Origin of the sequence: Nocardiopsis sp. MT53, from assembly GCF_019598965.1 — a bacterium.
Taxonomy (GTDB): Bacteria; Actinomycetota; Actinomycetes; order Streptosporangiales; family Streptosporangiaceae; genus Nocardiopsis; species Nocardiopsis changdeensis.
The window spans coordinates 39,641-54,439 of sequence record NZ_CP080600.1; the positions used below are offsets into that span (position 1 = coordinate 39,641).

Sequence of the window (14,799 nt, forward strand, 5' to 3'; positions counted from 1 at the left end):
GGCCGGGCCCTGGGCGGGCCGCCCCAGGCGGGCGGCCCGCCCCTTCCCTGAACGCTTGCGAGGAGACACCACCCATGAGCAGCAACGAACGCCCCTTGTCCGCCACCATGCAGGCCGCCCTGCTGGGCGCCCTCATCGAGGGCGAGGCCCTGAACGAGCCCCCGGTCCTGCGCTGGCTGAACGCCGGGGGAACCCGCCGCACCCCGCCCCAGACCAAGCGGGCCCTGATCGCCCGGGGCATGGCCGCCGCCAACGGCACCAGCGAGCCCCCGCTCACCCCCGAGGGCATCGCCGAGGCCGAGCGCATCCGCGCCGCCCGCCGCACCGACGCCGCCCGGCACCGGCCCGAACCGGCCGGAGCCGACACCACCCCGCCCGAGACCTACGCGGTCGACTGCCCCCGCTGCGGAGCCCAGACCGGTACCGCCTGCACCGGCGCCGACACCCACCCCGAGCGCATCGGCGCCGCCCAAGAGTGCGGGACACGGTTCTTCGGCGGGCGCACCTGCGCCGAACCGGTCGGCCACACGGGGGCGTGTCGGCCCGCTCCGCGCCAGGAGCGGCACCACCGCCCACAGCCCGCGCCGGGCGAGTGCGGGACGCGGTTCGTGAGCGGCCGCCCCTGCCGCAAGCCCGAGGGGCACGACCGCGCCTGCGATCCCACCCCCCGCGACCCTGCCCCGCTGGAGGGACAGGTGATCGCCCACCAGAGCCACGGCCGAGGACTGGACCCCGCCCACGCCCAGGACGCGGCCGCGGCGCGGGCCGTCCGCGCCCTGACCGCCGCCGGGCTGCACCTGGCCGACCTGGCCCAGGGCTACGACCCCGAGACCTGCACGGCCACCGGGTACATGGTCGAGCCGCGCGGCACCGACGCCGACGGCGATCCGTGGGTGTACGTCTACTACCTCACCGACGGCAGGACGCACGACCCGGCCACCGACCGGCACCCGCGCGCCCGGCTCCGCGACGCCCAGGACGCGCTGCGCGCCGACGGATGGGCGGTGGACCCGCTGCCCGGCGCGTGCGTGCGCGCCCACCTGACGGGCCCCGCCGAACCGGTCCCCCAGCAGGACCGCAGCGTCGTGACCGAGATCGTCACCCGAGTCAACGCCATGTACAGCACCGGCCGCTGACACCCACCGGGGGCGGACCACCGGGGTCCGCCCCCACCCCGAGAAGAAGGAGCACACCGCAGATGGAACCCGCCCTGAACACCCCGCCCGTCCCGCGCCGCATCCCCACCACTGTGGAGGACCAGCAGGACGTGATCACCATCGCCGAAATGGCAGACGGAGCCTGCACCGTTGTGAAGAACTCGCTGCTGGTTCCTACCGGCGTGCTGCTCACGCTGTACAACGAGTACGACCAGAGCCGGGTAATCACGCTGCTCCAGGCGTCCGGTTACACCGTGACCGTGGCCACCGCTCGTGTGCTCGTGGTCACCGGAGCGATCGGCCGCCTGGAGATGCTGCGCGCCGAGCGCGACCGGCTCACCGCCGAGATCGCCCACGAGGAACAGCGCCTGCGCTCGCAGACCGCAGCGCGCTGACCCGAGATGATGAGGACCGAGGGCCGCCTACTCGCCAAAGCCGGGCGGCCCCCGGCACTCCCCGGACCGACAAGGAACACGAGGAGCACCACCATGATGACCGACACCACCGCCCCCCGGGCCCGCCGCGCCCTGGACGAGCTGGACCGGCTGGCCGCCGAGCCCGAGTGCGACCCGGCCGTGTACGACGCCGCCCACGTGCTGGCCGCGCTGTGCACGGCGGCCGACCGCGTCGGCGGTGAGGACACCCACGTTCTGCACTGGCTCAACCGCACCCGCACCCTGACCGCTCCCCGGAAGATCCTGGGGAAGCTGCGCACCGATGTCCGCGGCCGCCGCAGTTCCCGCCCGCTGGCCGCCCACCTGGTGGCCTACGAATCCGGGAGCGCGCAGGCCCGCAGGACGATTTGCGACATCATCACCACCATGATCGAGAGGGCCGAAGCATGATCGCCGACCCGCGCGTCCACCCCGTGCCCGGCACCGCCCTGACCGTGGAATGGGACCAGGCATGGGAGGCGTACGTGGTGCGCGGCCCCGGCGCCCCCACCGACGGCGGGCCGCTGGAGACCCTCCAGGCCCTGGCCCAGGCCCTGGACCCGGTGCCGCTGCCCGAGCGGCTGCGCACCGCCCTGGCCGCCGACCGCGCCGTACGCCCGCCCCTGGTCGGCGACGACTGGCGGCGCCGCCTGACCCACATCCGCGAGATACTCGCCCCGCTCGGGACGGCCCTGACCACGGTCGCGCCCTACATTGCGGCGCCGCGCCTGGAGGCGGTGGAGGTCGCCACCGACCCGGCGGTGCCCCGGGCCGGAACGGAGGCGCGCCGAATCCTGTCCGAGGCCGGGTACCAGGTGGACCCCCACGGCGACCTGGCCAGCACCTACCTGGTCACGCAGGCGGGCGCCGACCCGGCGCACCCGTGACCGAGAGCCCGACCCCGGGCCGCCGCGCACCCGCCCCCGGGCGCGCGGCGGCCGCCCGCCCCGACGACCGCAGGAAGCACACCATGACCGAGAGCCCGACCCCAACGGCGCCGACCCTGGAGGAGGCCCGCACCCGGGCCGCCGTCCTGGCCGCCGCCACCGAGGCCACCACGGACACCCCCACCGGCCGCGCCGCCCGCGGCGTCCTGGCCGCCATGCTCTACGCGGCCGCCCTGGACGGCGACGGGCTGACCCGCGTCATGCGGTGGGTGGCCACCGGAGAACGCGAGGAGCCGATCCGGATCCTGACCGCCCGCCGTGAGGACGTCGACGCCCACGCCGCGGCGGCCGCTCTGATGCTGTCCCAGCACGCCGATCCCGACTACCAGGCCGCTGTGGCCCGGCTGGTCCGGGCTGCCCTGATCACCACCGAGGAGAGCCGATGAGCACCACCACCCCGTTCCCCGGCTGGGGTGACCCGGCCGTGTTGTCCGAGGAGGCCGACGGGCCGGAAGACCTCGCCATCCGGACGTGGGCCGAGCGCTACATTCCGCCGCACTCGGCGGAGGCGTTCGCCGAACACGCCTGGTCTCAGTGGGACGAGTATGAGCCTGATGGCAGCCAGACCGTCGGGGAGTTCCTCTGTGACCTGCTGCGCCAGTGGCGCGGCGAGTCGGGCGGGTACCCGCCCACCCCGCAGGGCTGACCAACGCGGGTGCAGGAAGGGCCCGGCCGGTTTCGGCCGGGCCCTCGGCGTGGAACTCGGTGCCCATATCCGGTGCTGACCTCTACAATCCGTATGCGACGTGTTCGCCCCCGTCACATGAGGTCACCCGCTGCTCATCCCCCTTGGAGGAGCCCACGATGTCCCCCACTCCCCCGACCGAAACCCCCGCCCGGCCACGCCGCTCCGGTACCGGCGGCCGCTGGTGGATCTACGCCGGGCGCGGGATCATCTGGGCGTTTTTCCTGGCGGTCATCGTCAACGCGGCCATGAACCAGTACCGGCTGTGGACCGCCGACGCCGCTCCGGTCGCCGAGCAGGCCCCCGCCGCTGCGGAGCCGGCGACCGCGTTCCCTGAGGACGCCGCCGCGGCGTTCGCCCAGGGGTTCGCCCAGGCGTATTTCTCCCAGGGCGCGGACGCCGACGAGGCCCCAGCGGTGACGCTCGCCGACTACGTTCCCGAGGACCGTCTCCGGGATTTCGCGGTGCCGGAGATGACCGTGGACGGTATCCGCACTGTCCAGGTGAACGCGACCGATGACCACCACGGCATCGTCACCCTGGCCGCCCAGGTGGGCGGTGCCCCCATGCACCTGGACGTGCCGATCTACGCGGCCGACACCGGCGCCCTGGTGGTCTCCGGCCTGCCCGCACTGCTGCCCGCCCCCGAGCCGGCGACCCTGCCGGCCCCGGCCGAGGAACAGGCCACCGACGAGGCGGCCGCCGAGCAGATGACGCCCGTCATCACCGGGTTCCTGGAGGCGTGGGCCGAGACCCCCGACCACCTGCCCCGTTACCTGTCCCCGCAGGCCCAGGTGGACCCCCTGCCCGAAGGGGCGTTCACGTTCGGCGGGCTCGGCGACCTCACGGTGCCGCCCGTGGACGGTGACGGGCCGCGCGAGGCGCTGGCCACCGTCACCTGGCGCCCGGCCGAGGAGACCGACGGCGGCCTCACCCAGCACTACCGGATCACCCTGGAGCAGACCGCGGGGAACTGGTTCGTGGTCGACGTCCAGGGCGCCCCTGCGCCTCCGGCCGGTTCCTAGGAGGCCCCGGGATGGACCTGCCCACCTATACCAATATCTGGCGCATCGAGAAGCGCCTGTACAAGCTCTACGACTTCCGCCTGCCTATGCCGGTGCCGGTCACCACTGCGGCGATCTTCGTGGTGATCGTCGTGGTGTGGTGCACGCTCATGGCCCTGCTACGGGTGCCGTTCTCCACCCCCTGGCACGTGCTGTGGATCGTCCCGCCGTTCGTCCTGGCGTGGGGGGCGACCCGCCCGGTCATCGAGGCCAAACGGCTGGACGAACTAGCCGCGAGCCAGATCCGGTTCCTGCTGGAGGCCCGCACCTATGTGCGGCTGCGTCCCGAGTACGAGCCCGCCCGGGTGCGTACCGCGGCCGTGGTCTGGCACCGCGACCCGGTCGGCGCCCCCGACCGCCGCGCCCACACCCCCGCCCCGGTCGTGCGGGCCCTGCCGACCCGCCCTCTGCCCTCCGCCGCCCGCCAGGCGGGCGCTGCGGCCGCCTGATCCCCTGCGAGGTTTCCCACCATGCGACTGCCCCGCCCGCCCCGCAGCGCCCGCCTGGCCGCCACCTATTTCGATGACCTGATCCTGCTCACCGACACCACCGCGTGGGCGTACTTCCGCCTGCCCACCTACGCCTACGAGTTCAGCACCCTGGAGGACCGCGAGGTGCTGGCGATGAACGTCACCATCGCCCTCGCGGCCATCCGCATGAACGACGCCCAGGTCCACCTGCGCATCGCCCACCGCGACTACCCGGCCGCCGAGTGGGCCAACGCCCTGGACGACCGCACCACCGCGGCGCTGGCGCGCATCCGCGACCCCCGCGACCGGCAGGCCGCCACCGGCGCCTGGTCGGCGTACCTGGATGAGACCTACCGGCACGTGTGGGCCGCGGACTTCTGGAGCAAGGAGGTCTACCTCGGGGTGCGGCTCGGCCAGCGCACCAGCGGCCGCGCAGGCGACGTGCTTGGCCACTTCCAGGCCCTGTACACCTCCCTGGAGCACGCGCTCGGGATGGAAGACCCGCGTGTGGATGCCGAGGAGGTCGACCGCTGGCACGACCAGGCCCAGCGGCTCGGCCGCGCCCTGGCCGCCGGCGCCCTGAGCGCCCGCCACGCCACCGCCGACGAGGTCGCATGGCTGTTGCAGCACACCGTCAGCGGCGCCGACCACCAGCCCAGCGCCGCCGGGCGCCGCCCGTGGGGGCGCGGCGAGATCGAGCAGCTCGCCGAGGGCACCGTCCACAACGGCCGCACCCTGCTGCGCCTGGAGCACGGCACCAAGTCGACCTGCGTCGCCTACCTGGCGTTCTCCCGGTTCCCGGACCTGATGGCGTTCCCCGACGGCGAACCGTGGCTGTACCACGCCGACTCGCTGCCGTTCCCAGTCGCGATCACTTCCCGCATGCAGCTGGTGCCGCCGGCCAAGGCCGCCAAGGACGTGGGCCGCAAGCTCGCGCACGCCCGCGACATGGACGCCCACATCCGCGAGGCCGGGGTAGAGGCCCCCATTGCCCTGGCCGAGCAAATCGACGCCGCCCGCGCCCTGGAGCACGGCATCACCAAGGAGCGCCTGCCGTTCGTCTACGGCTGGCACCGCCTCATGGTGTCCGGGCCCACCGAGGAGATCGTCCGCAACCGCGTGGAAGCGGTCATCGAGCACTATCGGGACATCGGCATCGACGTGGTCGCCCCCACCGGCGACCAGCTGTCGCTGCTGAACGAGGCCCTGCCGGGCGACCAGGTCCGTGTGCAGGCATACGCCCAGCGCCAGCCGCTGCGCACCATCGCGGGCGGCATGCCCACCGCCACCGTCGCCGTGGGCGACACCCCCGACCCGGCGGGGAACGGGTGGGTGGGGCCCTACATCGGCGAGACCGTCGGCCGGGCCCGCTCCATCGTCCACTTCGACCCGCTGGTGGCCGCCGCGCGCAACCGGCCCACCGCCATCGCCGTCACGGGCGAGCCGGGCGGCGGCAAGACCACGCTGGCGCTGCTGCTCATCTACCAGTTGGCCCTGCGCGGGGTGACCATCGCGGCCATCGACCCCAAGGGCGACGCCGAGTCCCTGGTTGAACTGCTCCAGCGCCGCGGCCGCAAGGCCCGCATCATGTCCCTGGCCTCGGCCCAGCCCGGCCTGCTGGACCCGTTCGCGTTCGGCGACGACCTGGCCGCCAAGAAGACCATGGCCACCGAGACCCTGCGCCTGCTGCTGCCCCGCATGAGCGAAGAGCGCGAGTCGGCGATGATCCAGGCCGTCGGCGCGGTCGCCAACCAGCCCCAGCCGTCCCTGGCCAAGGTCGTCGACCACCTCCAGGCCCAGGAGGACCCCGCCTCGCGCAACCTCGGCGCCGTCCTGGGATCCATGGCGGAAATGAGCCTGGCCAACCTCTGTTTCGCCCCCCAGCAGGCCGACCAGATCGACACCGAGGGGTGGACGACCGTGTTCACCCTGGCCGGGCTCACCCTGCCCGAGGCCAGCCTCAACCGCGACGACTACAGCTATGGTCAGCGGCTGTCGGTGGCCCTGCTGTTCCTGGTGTCGCAGTTCGCCCGCCGCCTCATGCACGGCCTGGACCGCCACCTGCCCAAGGCGATCTTCCTGGACGAGGCGTGGGCGGTCACCTCCACCCCCGAGGGCGCCAAGCTGGTCCCGGAGGTCTCCCGGATGGGCCGCTCCCGCAACACCGCCCTGATCCTGGTGTCCCAGAACGCGGGCGACCTGCTCAACGAGCAGGTGACGAACTGTGTGTCCACGGTGTTCGCGTTCCGCTCCAGCGAGTCCACCGAGGTTTCCAACGTGATGGAGCTGCTGGGGGTCGCCGACACCGAGGACCACCAGGCGGTGCTGCGCAACCTCGGCAACGGCGTGTGCCTCATGCGCGACCTGGACGGCCGCACCGCGCAGGTCGCCGTGGACCTGGTGTCGCAGGAGCTGCTGGAGTGGCTGGACACCAACCCCAACCGGCCCCACCCCGGCGACCGCCTGGACGACGAGAACGACGGGTTCGAGAACGAGGCCGAGTGGGAGGACGAGGACGCCCCCCGCGCGGAGGTCAGTACGTGACCGTCAGCGGCTCCGGCGTCCCCTCGTGGATCTCCCACAGCTCCCGGACGAACCCCACCCGCACCCCGGCCCCGGCCGGATCGGCGGCGGGCACACCGGTCAGGAACCCGCTCACCTGGACCTGCTGGCGGAACTCCCAGGAGCCGGTGGCCGACAGATCCGGCTCATCGGTGCAGTCCCCGCCCCGCGGGTCCTGCCACCGCAGCGGGCCGGCACCGCCCACCGCCTCCACCGACACCACCGGCTCAGCCGGCAGCGGATCGGACGACACCCCCGCCCCATCGGAGATGGAGGCGGAGGGAGAGGGGGAGGGGCCGGCCGCCTGCACCGGCCGGTCCGGATCAGCGGTGTGGGTCAGTGTCAGCGTCAGCGGCACGGTGACCGTCCCGGCCGGCGCCGACAGGCCGCACCCGGCCCCGTCGCCCACCGGAGCCCCCAGCTCCACCGCCGCATCGTAGGCGGCCGCGCTCGGGTGGCGGCTGGTCCCGGGCACCCCGGTGTACAGCATCCGGATCTGGGCCTGCCCGGACACCGGCGCGAACGGATCCGCCGACGGCGACCCTGTGGGCTCGGCCGCAGCCCCCGGACCGGGTTCGTCGGCAGAACAGCCCGCGGCCGCCACCACGACCACCACGGCGGCCGCCACCGTCAGTGCACGCATCATGCCCCCACCGTAACGCCTAGGAGATTCCCGTGTTCGAGCGCCTCATCAGCGCCCCCGACCAGCCCATGAGCCAGCGCGGCACCCGCATCGCCATCCTCATCGTCGTGGCGCTGCTCATCGCCGGCGGCCTCTTCTTCACCGTGCGCGACGCCGTCACCGGCGACGACCCCGGCCCCGAGCAGACCGCGGCCCCCTCCCCCACCCCCACCGTGCCCCCGCAGGAACCCACCCGGGCCCCGGCCGCACCCGCCGACGCCGGCCGCGCCGAAGACTGGTTCCCGCTCAGCATGGCCGAGTTCACCGCCGCCGGCGAGACCGCGACGGCGTTCCTGGCCGACGCCGCCACCGTCGACTCCGGACGCGACGACTGGACCACCCACGTGGACCGGGTGAGCCGCTGGGCCACCGAACCCCATGCCGAGACCCTGACCACCACCGACGGCATCGCCGAGGGACTGTGGCGCGTCCTGGCCGCCGACGCCGACGTGGCGTGGATCGGCAGCGCCCAGGTCGAGCAGATCACCTACTTCGAGGAGCGGTCCGTCACCCTGCACCTGTCCCTGTCGGCGACCCCCACCACCGGCGGCGAGGTCAAGGACCTCGGCGAGTACGGCGTCACCGTCACCACCCGCGAGGGCGGCCGGTGGAAGGTCGACCGCGCCGAAATCCTCTGATCCGACCAATCTTGCATCTGATGCGAACGAATATGCCCCACTCACTCGATGAATGACACGTGCACGTGGTCATAATGGTTCTGCGTGACACTTCCGCGATCACTCATCCCGCACCAGATCCCATACGACATGTTCGGTACGTTCGCGTAGTAGGCCGTCGACCCGCTGTTGCAGCTGTTGCGGTCCGGGTGCCAAATCGACTGGTACCAGATGATGTACTTCACGCCCAGTTGGGCGTGGTTGTTCATCACGAACTCGGTGATGCGGATGCCCTTCTGCTCATCGTTGCCCGATGAGTACACGCCGATCGGCGACGTCATGTAATCGCATGCCCGACCGTGGAAATGCTCCCCGCCGTCATCGAAATCGCGTTTGCAGTTCCCCGAGTTCGTGAGGTAGTCGCGGAAATTCGCGACGATCGTCCGGTGCGCCGCGCAGGTCAGCGGCGTGATCGGGCCCGTCGCGAACGGCTCATTGTCGATCGGGCACGGCTCCAGGTGCGTCTGCCCGCTCAGATCGCCCACATCGTAATCCGGCGCCTGACCCGGAGTGCCCGTACCGTCCGGGCAGTCCACCGACGCCACCACGATGTCACCGCCCCCGGCCGGAGTAAAGTCCCCGTCCCGGTATTCGTCCGCTTTCTCAAGGACGGTATCCACATACCCGTCGGTGTTCGCACCGTAGTACTTCACCAGTGCCATTTCCAGATCGGTGTTCGCCCCCTGGTCGGTGAGCTTATGGGCGGCCGACCACACCGACGTGTCCGCGTCCAACCGCTCATCCAGGGACGGTTTTCCCTCCTCCCCGGTCTTATCGCCCCACCGCAACCCGTGATCCACCCACGCCGGCGGAGTGAACTGCATCGGCCCCAACGCCTCTTTGTCGTTCTCCACTTCCGACAAGGGGTCGGTGCCGTGCCGGGATTCCTGCCACCCGACCGCCGCCAGCAGCGCCCAGTCCATCCCCCACTCCTCGGCGGCGTCCCGGTACAGCTCCAGCATGTCCGCCGGGATCTCGTCCTCGGCCAGGTCGGTCACCCCGGCCTGTTCGGTGATGCCGCTCGGCGTCATCTCCCCCTCGGCGCAGCCGGGCCCCCCGAGCAGCGTCGTCGTCTGCGTCACCAGCTGGTAGGTCATCATCCCCAACGCCAGGGCGCACACCCCCAGCCCCACCCCGAGCCCCGTCAGCGGGCCCTTGGCGCCCATCACTTCCCTCCGCGGCGGCGCCGTTGCGCAGCGGGCTTGCCCCCGCCGCCGCCCCGTTTGCGGCCCGGCTTGGCCACCACGTCCGCCTCGGCCTTGTAGGGCATGCGCCGGTTCGGCGGCGCCGCATCCGGTGTCCGGTTCCCCCGCACCCCCGCGTTCTGCCGCCCCTGGATCACGTCAATGTACGTCGCGGGCTTGCGCTCAGGCGCCTGTTCGGCCGCTCGCGCCCGCCGCCGCGAGTGCGCATGCGTGGGCCGCATCCCGCCCTTGCCGCGCGCGTACTCGCGCGGGGAGGAGCGGGGAGCCCGCCGGTCCGGTGCCACCTGCCCGTACCGGGCCGCGAACGCCTCCTGCCGCTTCTGGAGCGCGGTCGCGTCGTCGGCGCGGATCTCCTCCTTGCGGTTCTCGTGATCCACTGCCCGCCGCGCGTTCACTTCCCGCTTGGCCGGGTTGACCACCGCCGCCTTGAACGCGCCCGCGGCCGCCCCGCCGGCCATCGCGAACGGGGCCTTGGCCGCGCCCTGGACCGCGCCGATCGCCGCCCGCTGGATCCGGTCCTTGGTCATGGAGTAGCCGCCGCCCTGCGACGGCGCCGTGTCTCCGGAGAACGACACGTGGGTGAGGGTGCCCCACAGCGCGTTCTTGTACTTGAGTACGGCGGCCACCAGCGCGCACATCAGCAGCAGCGACAACCCGTAGGGCCGCACAGTGGTCACCATCGTGTTGAGCACCAGGACCAGGATCAGCACCACGGCCTGCCACATGAGCTGTTGGAGCATGAGGCCGGCGAGCAGCTCCCACCACCGCAGCAGGATCGTTCGCCCGCGCCCGGGATGGATCCCGAACAGGAAGAAGATCGGCGCCGCCAGCATCAGCAGCAGCAGGCCGAGCTTGCACACCAGCAAACCGAACGCCGCGGCCAGGATCAGCAGGCCACCGGTCAGGGACGCCCCCAGGGCGACCAGCGCCGCCATCGCCCGGTCCCCGCCCAGGTCCGCCGAACCGCGGAACATGTCCCAGGTCGGCGTGTGCGCGTCCTCGACCAGGCCGGCGATGCGTTCGTACTCGGCCTGCTTCTCGTCCACGAGCGTGTCGTAGTACTCATCCACGCCGTCCTCGCTGACGTTGACGCCCACCGACACCGACTCGGTCCGCGTGAACGCCTGCGCGTACAGCAGATCCCAGGCGTGATCGCCCGCGAGCTGCTGCGCGGTCTCCCCACTGCCGAACTGCCCCACGATCCAGGGCCGGCACACGAGCGCCTCCCACAGGTACTCGCTCTGCTGCCTCGCCAGGAACTCCGTGTCATCCTCGGCGAACGCCTGCGTGACGGCCGGCGAGCCCGGGATGCACCGGTCCGGCTCGCTTCCTTCCGTGGTCCCGACCACCGCGGAGTTCATCAGGTTCGTGCCGAAGTTGATGATGTTGCCGACACCGTTGATGAACGAGGCTGGCGATCCGAGCACCCACAAACCGAGCGTGGTCGCCGCGATCATCCACACCGCGCCCTCGAACGTCAGCGTGGACCGCTTGCGTACCAGCCCCCACCAGGCCAGGGTGACGGCGCCCAAGATCACCAGCGAGGGCAGCAGGGGTTCCCACACCCCCTCGCGCAGCCGACCGACGACACCGACCACGACCTCTTGCAGTGCGTCCAACGGCGGGTCGACCGCGAATCGCAGCGCCTCGATGGCGAGCATGTCGATGCCCTTGGCCAGCCCGAACACGATGTTGTACAGGATCGGCCACGCCTGGAGGCGCTGCTCATCGGTGCAGCTGTCCGTGGGCACGATGACGTGCCACTCCGTACCCGACATGAGGAAGTTCTCGTAGAACCCCTTGACGTCGCCCCGGTCCATGACCGCCTGGTCATTGAGGACCGAGTCCACACCTGTGCCGGTAGTGGAGGGGGTCGGAGCGGGTTTGGCCTCACACCCCCACGCGGCCGCGCTGGAGGGGGTGAGCAGCAGGGAGCCGACCATGGCCACCAGGGCCAGAGCCCAACGCAGGCGGCCGCGGCGGCGGGGGCGGGTGGGGGCGCCGGTCACGCGCGGGTCCTTTCCAGCAAAGCCCCGGGACCGGTACCGGTCCCGGGGCAGGGGTCATGCCAGGGGGGAGGGTCTCACTCGGAACCGCCCTCGCTCGTCTCGGAGTCCTCTTCACGGCTGAACTCCTTGCCGACCAGATACGCCAGGTGCAGCACCGCATCCTGCGTGCGCACGTCCAGCGCGTCCATGTCGATGATCCCGTCCTGGACCAAGTGCGGATCCAACGGGATCTCCACCACCGCATGTGCGCGCGAGGTGAAGTGCGCCCGCATCTGCGCCAGGTCCAGCTGATTCTGGCTTCCCTCACGGACCATGTTGATCACGACGATGGAGTTACGAACCAGGTCTCGATACCCGTTCTTCTCCAACCAGTCCATGGTCTCGGCGGCCTTCTTGGCCCCGTTGACCGAGGTGTTGGACACGATGACCAGGCGCCCGGTGTGGGGCAGGACCCCGTCCTCACCGCGGATCACATCGTGCAGGATGCCCGTTCCGCAGTCCGACAGGATCACCGAGTAACTCGGATCCAGATACTTGATGACCTGCCCGTAGTCGGCCGCGGTGAGCGCCGCGGTGACGCCCGGATCCTCATTGGAGGCGAGCACCTCCAGGCCCGTCGGCGCCTGTGAGGTCAACTCGCGCACGTCGTAGTACCCGCGTACCTCCTCCTTGCGCAGCAGGTCCTGGATCGTCTTGGATGTCTGCGTGCGCAGCTTCCCGGCCAGCGTGCCCTGATCGGTGTTGGCGTCAACTGCGATGACCCGGTCACCTCGCAGCGACGCCAGCATGCTGCCGAGCAGGAACGTTACGGTGGTCTTGCCCACCCCGCCCTTGATGCACAGCACCGCGATCCGCTGCGGCCGCAGCGTGCGCGTGGTCGCCCCCGCACGCATCGCCCGCCGCCACGCCTCCGTCTCGGACTCCACCTGCGGGGCCTGACGGCCAGTGATCCGGTTCCAGACCCGCCGCAGCGGCGACGTGGGCACCGGGGCGGTGTGGGTGATCGCCAGCCGGTCCGTGGTCAGATCCGCGGAGGTCTCCGCGCGCGGCGGCTCTGCCGGTGCCGGCGCCTCACCCCGGACGAACGCCAGAGAATTCGGGTCCCCTGGCACGGTCTCCGGCTGAGGCGCTGCGGCCTCGGCGGTGCGAGGGGCCAGGAAGGACAGATCCGGGCCGGTACCGGCGCCGGGTACGGAGGACTGTGCGTTGGGTCCGGGCCCCCACGCGGGAGTGTCCGCGTGCGGTACCGCCGCAGGAGCAGGGGGAAGGGCCGCAGCGGAGGCCGCCCAAGGCGAGGGGGCCGCCGAGGCCGACGGGGCAGCGGGAGCCGCCACGGGTGCCGCAGTGTCGCCTGCCCACGGCCGGACCGCAGACGGCGGCGTGGGCGCCTGCGGCCGCTCGGGCGCGGCCGGGCCGAGCCTCACCGTGGCCTCAGAGGTGTCGTCAGCGTCCGCCTCAGCGCGGGCGTCTTCCGGCTCCGGTGCCGGCGGCGCCGGGCGGCGGGGCGGCGCCTGGTCGCCGGTGCGCACCCCCGCCTCGGCGTGGGTGGACAGGGTCAGCGTCGGGTCGCGCCGGTGCAGGTCGGCGGCCGACGGCATGTCGGAATTCGGTCCACGGCTGGTCATGGTTTGGAAGCCCCCTTCGGTGATCGGTGGTGCGGGCGACGGGTGCCGTTACTGCGTGGACACGCCCATGGCGCGGGCGAGCGCCACCGCGATGACCTCGATGACCCCGGGGACGTAGAAGATGATCCCGATGAAGATCGCCAGCACGATGAACTGAGCGAACCGTGTGATCTCCCTCGTGAACAGGAAGAAGATCGCCACGATCGAGACGATCACCAGGAAGAGCGGCCCGAAGAAGCCGCGCAGGAACTCCGCGAGGCCGCCGGTGTCGGGTGCGGTGGCGTCAGCAAGGACGGCGAACGCCAGGGGATCGAGTTCCATGGCAGTGACTCCGTGTGGGGGACGGCAGGGCGGCAGAGGCGACTGTCGGGGGGCGGCCAGTCGGCTCACCGCGCCAGGTCAGGGGTATCGAGGTGTGCAGGATCCGAAGACGATGCACGTGCACCGCTCGTTCCATAGGGTGATCCTACCGAGACCAGGGGTTTTCGGTCCATCATTATCCGCCACCGGATGGTGTCTTTGAGTGACGATATGATCGCGGAGCGACCATCCGGACCGTTGAGCAGTCCCGGTCGCGGTGACGCTACCAGCATCCTCCGACAGAACCGGACATCAGTACCGAAAGGGACTGTGACCGGAATCGGACACCAAGAAAGTCCTGCGGACACGCCAGAATCGGCCCTCACAGTTTTCGGCGTCTGATATTCATAGACACATGAGTACTTCCGGCAAGCGTGGTCGCGGTCGCCCCGCCAAGGGCGACCGTCACAAGCGCACCATCCGGTTTCCTCGCATCGTGGACGACGCACTCCAGGCCGCCGCTCAGGATGCCGGGTATGCAACCGTTCAGGACTACGTCGTAGCGGTCATGACCGGCGTGGTCGAGCCCTACATGCCATCTCAGGACTCCGAGAAAGGGCGACTGATGACCGCCTAGACATGCGTGAGGCCCGGTCGAAGACCGGGCCTGATCACGAGAGAGTGTGCGGGATCGACCGCTCGCCAAAGTCTGCGATCCCTAACGTTCCAAAATTTCAAACACCCGGCTAGCTGCCGGGTCCGAACTTCCGGCGCCAACCGGAAGCTCACGAGGTAGATCGCGCCAACGATCCGCCTCACCAACCGATTTCCGCGTCCCTCACCGGGCGGGGCCTTCGGTACCACCGTCCTGCGGGACGGCTCTTTGTCGTTGCCGGTAGAAACCCGACGGAGCCCATCATACATGAGCCCCCCGGGTCTGGCCGAGTACGCCCAAATTTCGGGCGGGAGCGTGCTGTACAGC

Annotated in this window: 16 protein-coding genes; 11 read left to right on the forward strand and 5 right to left on the reverse strand. The window is 71.4% G+C overall.

The features are described from left to right. Positions 1-74 precede the first annotated feature (74 nt). From K1J57_RS32320 to K1J57_RS32360, 9 genes are all read left to right on the forward strand, one after another. Positions 75-1,136 carry a hypothetical protein gene (locus K1J57_RS32320; RefSeq protein ID WP_220565994.1) on the forward strand — a complete coding sequence of 354 codons (1,062 nt, stop codon included), beginning with the start codon at positions 75-77 and terminating at the stop codon, positions 1,134-1,136. A gap of 62 nt (positions 1,137-1,198) precedes the next feature. Then, complete coding sequence (locus K1J57_RS32325) at positions 1,199-1,552, forward strand: hypothetical protein (protein WP_220565995.1); 354 nt, start codon at positions 1,199-1,201, stop codon at positions 1,550-1,552. A 93-nt stretch (positions 1,553-1,645) separates the two neighbouring features. After that, entirely contained in the window at positions 1,646-2,002 is a 357-nt protein-coding gene (locus tag K1J57_RS32330; protein WP_220565996.1) for a hypothetical protein, read from the forward strand. Beyond that, the gene (locus tag K1J57_RS32335; protein ID WP_220565997.1) at positions 1,999-2,478 is read left to right on the forward strand and encodes a hypothetical protein; all 480 of its coding nucleotides are present in this window, start codon (positions 1,999-2,001) and stop codon (positions 2,476-2,478) included. The genes K1J57_RS32330 and K1J57_RS32335 overlap by 4 nt, the downstream gene beginning before the upstream one ends. Before the next feature lie 83 nt (positions 2,479-2,561). After that, positions 2,562-2,924, forward strand: a complete 363-nt coding sequence (locus tag K1J57_RS32340) for a hypothetical protein (RefSeq protein ID WP_220565998.1) — start codon at positions 2,562-2,564, stop codon at positions 2,922-2,924. After that, positions 2,921-3,184: a hypothetical protein gene (locus K1J57_RS32345; RefSeq protein WP_220565999.1), complete on the forward strand. Its 264-nt coding sequence runs from the start codon at positions 2,921-2,923 to the stop codon at positions 3,182-3,184. The genes K1J57_RS32340 and K1J57_RS32345 overlap by 4 nt, the downstream gene beginning before the upstream one ends. 158 nt (positions 3,185-3,342) lie before the next feature. Next, on the forward strand, positions 3,343-4,248 hold the full coding sequence (locus K1J57_RS32350) for a conjugal transfer protein (protein WP_220566000.1): 906 nt from the start codon (positions 3,343-3,345) through the stop codon (positions 4,246-4,248). Positions 4,249-4,259: 11 nt separating this feature from the next. Further along, entirely contained in the window at positions 4,260-4,736 is a 477-nt protein-coding gene (locus K1J57_RS32355) for a conjugal transfer protein (protein ID WP_220566001.1), read from the forward strand. A 21-nt stretch (positions 4,737-4,757) separates the two neighbouring features. Next, positions 4,758-7,301, forward strand: a complete 2,544-nt coding sequence (locus K1J57_RS32360; protein WP_220566002.1) for an ATP-binding protein — start codon at positions 4,758-4,760, stop codon at positions 7,299-7,301. Here K1J57_RS32360 and K1J57_RS32365 read toward each other — a convergent pair. Beyond that, entirely contained in the window at positions 7,291-7,965 is a 675-nt protein-coding gene (locus K1J57_RS32365; protein ID WP_220566003.1) for a hypothetical protein, read from the reverse strand. The genes K1J57_RS32360 and K1J57_RS32365 overlap by 11 nt on opposite strands. A 29-nt stretch (positions 7,966-7,994) precedes the next feature. Between K1J57_RS32365 and K1J57_RS32370 the strand changes: the two genes are divergently transcribed. Beyond that, entirely contained in the window at positions 7,995-8,639 is a 645-nt protein-coding gene (locus K1J57_RS32370) for a hypothetical protein (RefSeq protein WP_220566004.1), read from the forward strand. Positions 8,640-8,680: 41 nt separating this feature from the next. On the opposite strand, the gene K1J57_RS32375 is transcribed toward K1J57_RS32370, so the two are convergent. The 4 genes from K1J57_RS32375 to K1J57_RS32390 form a co-directional block, all read right to left on the reverse strand. Continuing rightward, entirely contained in the window at positions 8,681-9,844 is a 1,164-nt protein-coding gene (locus K1J57_RS32375) for a transglycosylase SLT domain-containing protein (RefSeq protein WP_220566005.1), read from the reverse strand. Beyond that, positions 9,844-11,892: a hypothetical protein gene (locus K1J57_RS32380; RefSeq protein WP_220566006.1), complete on the reverse strand. Its 2,049-nt coding sequence runs from the start codon at positions 11,890-11,892 to the stop codon at positions 9,844-9,846. The genes K1J57_RS32375 and K1J57_RS32380 overlap by 1 nt, the downstream gene beginning before the upstream one ends. A gap of 74 nt (positions 11,893-11,966) precedes the next feature. Next, the gene (locus K1J57_RS32385; protein WP_220566007.1) at positions 11,967-13,517 is read right to left on the reverse strand and encodes a MinD/ParA family protein; all 1,551 of its coding nucleotides are present in this window, start codon (positions 13,515-13,517) and stop codon (positions 11,967-11,969) included. Between the two features lie 48 nt (positions 13,518-13,565). Further along, a complete protein-coding gene (locus tag K1J57_RS32390) occupies positions 13,566-13,838 on the reverse strand; it encodes a hypothetical protein (protein ID WP_255647290.1) in 273 nt (90 codons plus the stop codon). A 394-nt stretch (positions 13,839-14,232) separates the two neighbouring features. On the opposite strand from K1J57_RS32390, the gene K1J57_RS32395 reads away from it, so the two are divergent. After that, positions 14,233-14,454 (forward strand): hypothetical protein, encoded by a 222-nt coding sequence (locus K1J57_RS32395; RefSeq protein ID WP_220566008.1) that lies wholly within the window; start codon positions 14,233-14,235, stop codon positions 14,452-14,454. Positions 14,455-14,799 lie beyond the last annotated feature (345 nt).

What these genes read in the sequence shown, in the direction of transcription:
- K1J57_RS32320 (WP_220565994.1), top strand. Translation starts at nt 75, where the DNA reads ATGAGCAGCAACGAACGCCCCTTGTCCGCCACCATGCAGGCCGCCCTG.
- K1J57_RS32325 (WP_220565995.1), top strand. Translation starts at nt 1,199, where the DNA reads ATGGAACCCGCCCTGAACACCCCGCCCGTCCCGCGCCGCATCCCCACC.
- K1J57_RS32330 (WP_220565996.1), top strand. Translation starts at nt 1,646, where the DNA reads ATGATGACCGACACCACCGCCCCCCGGGCCCGCCGCGCCCTGGACGAG.
- K1J57_RS32335 (WP_220565997.1), top strand. Translation starts at nt 1,999, where the DNA reads ATGATCGCCGACCCGCGCGTCCACCCCGTGCCCGGCACCGCCCTGACC.
- K1J57_RS32340 (WP_220565998.1), top strand. Translation starts at nt 2,562, where the DNA reads ATGACCGAGAGCCCGACCCCAACGGCGCCGACCCTGGAGGAGGCCCGC.
- K1J57_RS32345 (WP_220565999.1), top strand. Translation starts at nt 2,921, where the DNA reads ATGAGCACCACCACCCCGTTCCCCGGCTGGGGTGACCCGGCCGTGTTG.
- K1J57_RS32350 (WP_220566000.1), top strand. Translation starts at nt 3,343, where the DNA reads ATGTCCCCCACTCCCCCGACCGAAACCCCCGCCCGGCCACGCCGCTCC.
- K1J57_RS32355 (WP_220566001.1), top strand. Translation starts at nt 4,260, where the DNA reads ATGGACCTGCCCACCTATACCAATATCTGGCGCATCGAGAAGCGCCTG.
- K1J57_RS32360 (WP_220566002.1), top strand. Translation starts at nt 4,758, where the DNA reads ATGCGACTGCCCCGCCCGCCCCGCAGCGCCCGCCTGGCCGCCACCTAT.
- K1J57_RS32365 (WP_220566003.1), bottom strand. Translation starts at nt 7,965, where the DNA reads ATGATGCGTGCACTGACGGTGGCGGCCGCCGTGGTGGTCGTGGTGGCG.
- K1J57_RS32375 (WP_220566005.1), bottom strand. Translation starts at nt 9,844, where the DNA reads ATGGGCGCCAAGGGCCCGCTGACGGGGCTCGGGGTGGGGCTGGGGGTG.
- K1J57_RS32385 (WP_220566007.1), bottom strand. Translation starts at nt 13,517, where the DNA reads ATGACCAGCCGTGGACCGAATTCCGACATGCCGTCGGCCGCCGACCTG.
- K1J57_RS32390 (WP_255647290.1), bottom strand. Translation starts at nt 13,838, where the DNA reads ATGGAACTCGATCCCCTGGCGTTCGCCGTCCTTGCTGACGCCACCGCA.
- K1J57_RS32395 (WP_220566008.1), top strand. Translation starts at nt 14,233, where the DNA reads ATGAGTACTTCCGGCAAGCGTGGTCGCGGTCGCCCCGCCAAGGGCGAC.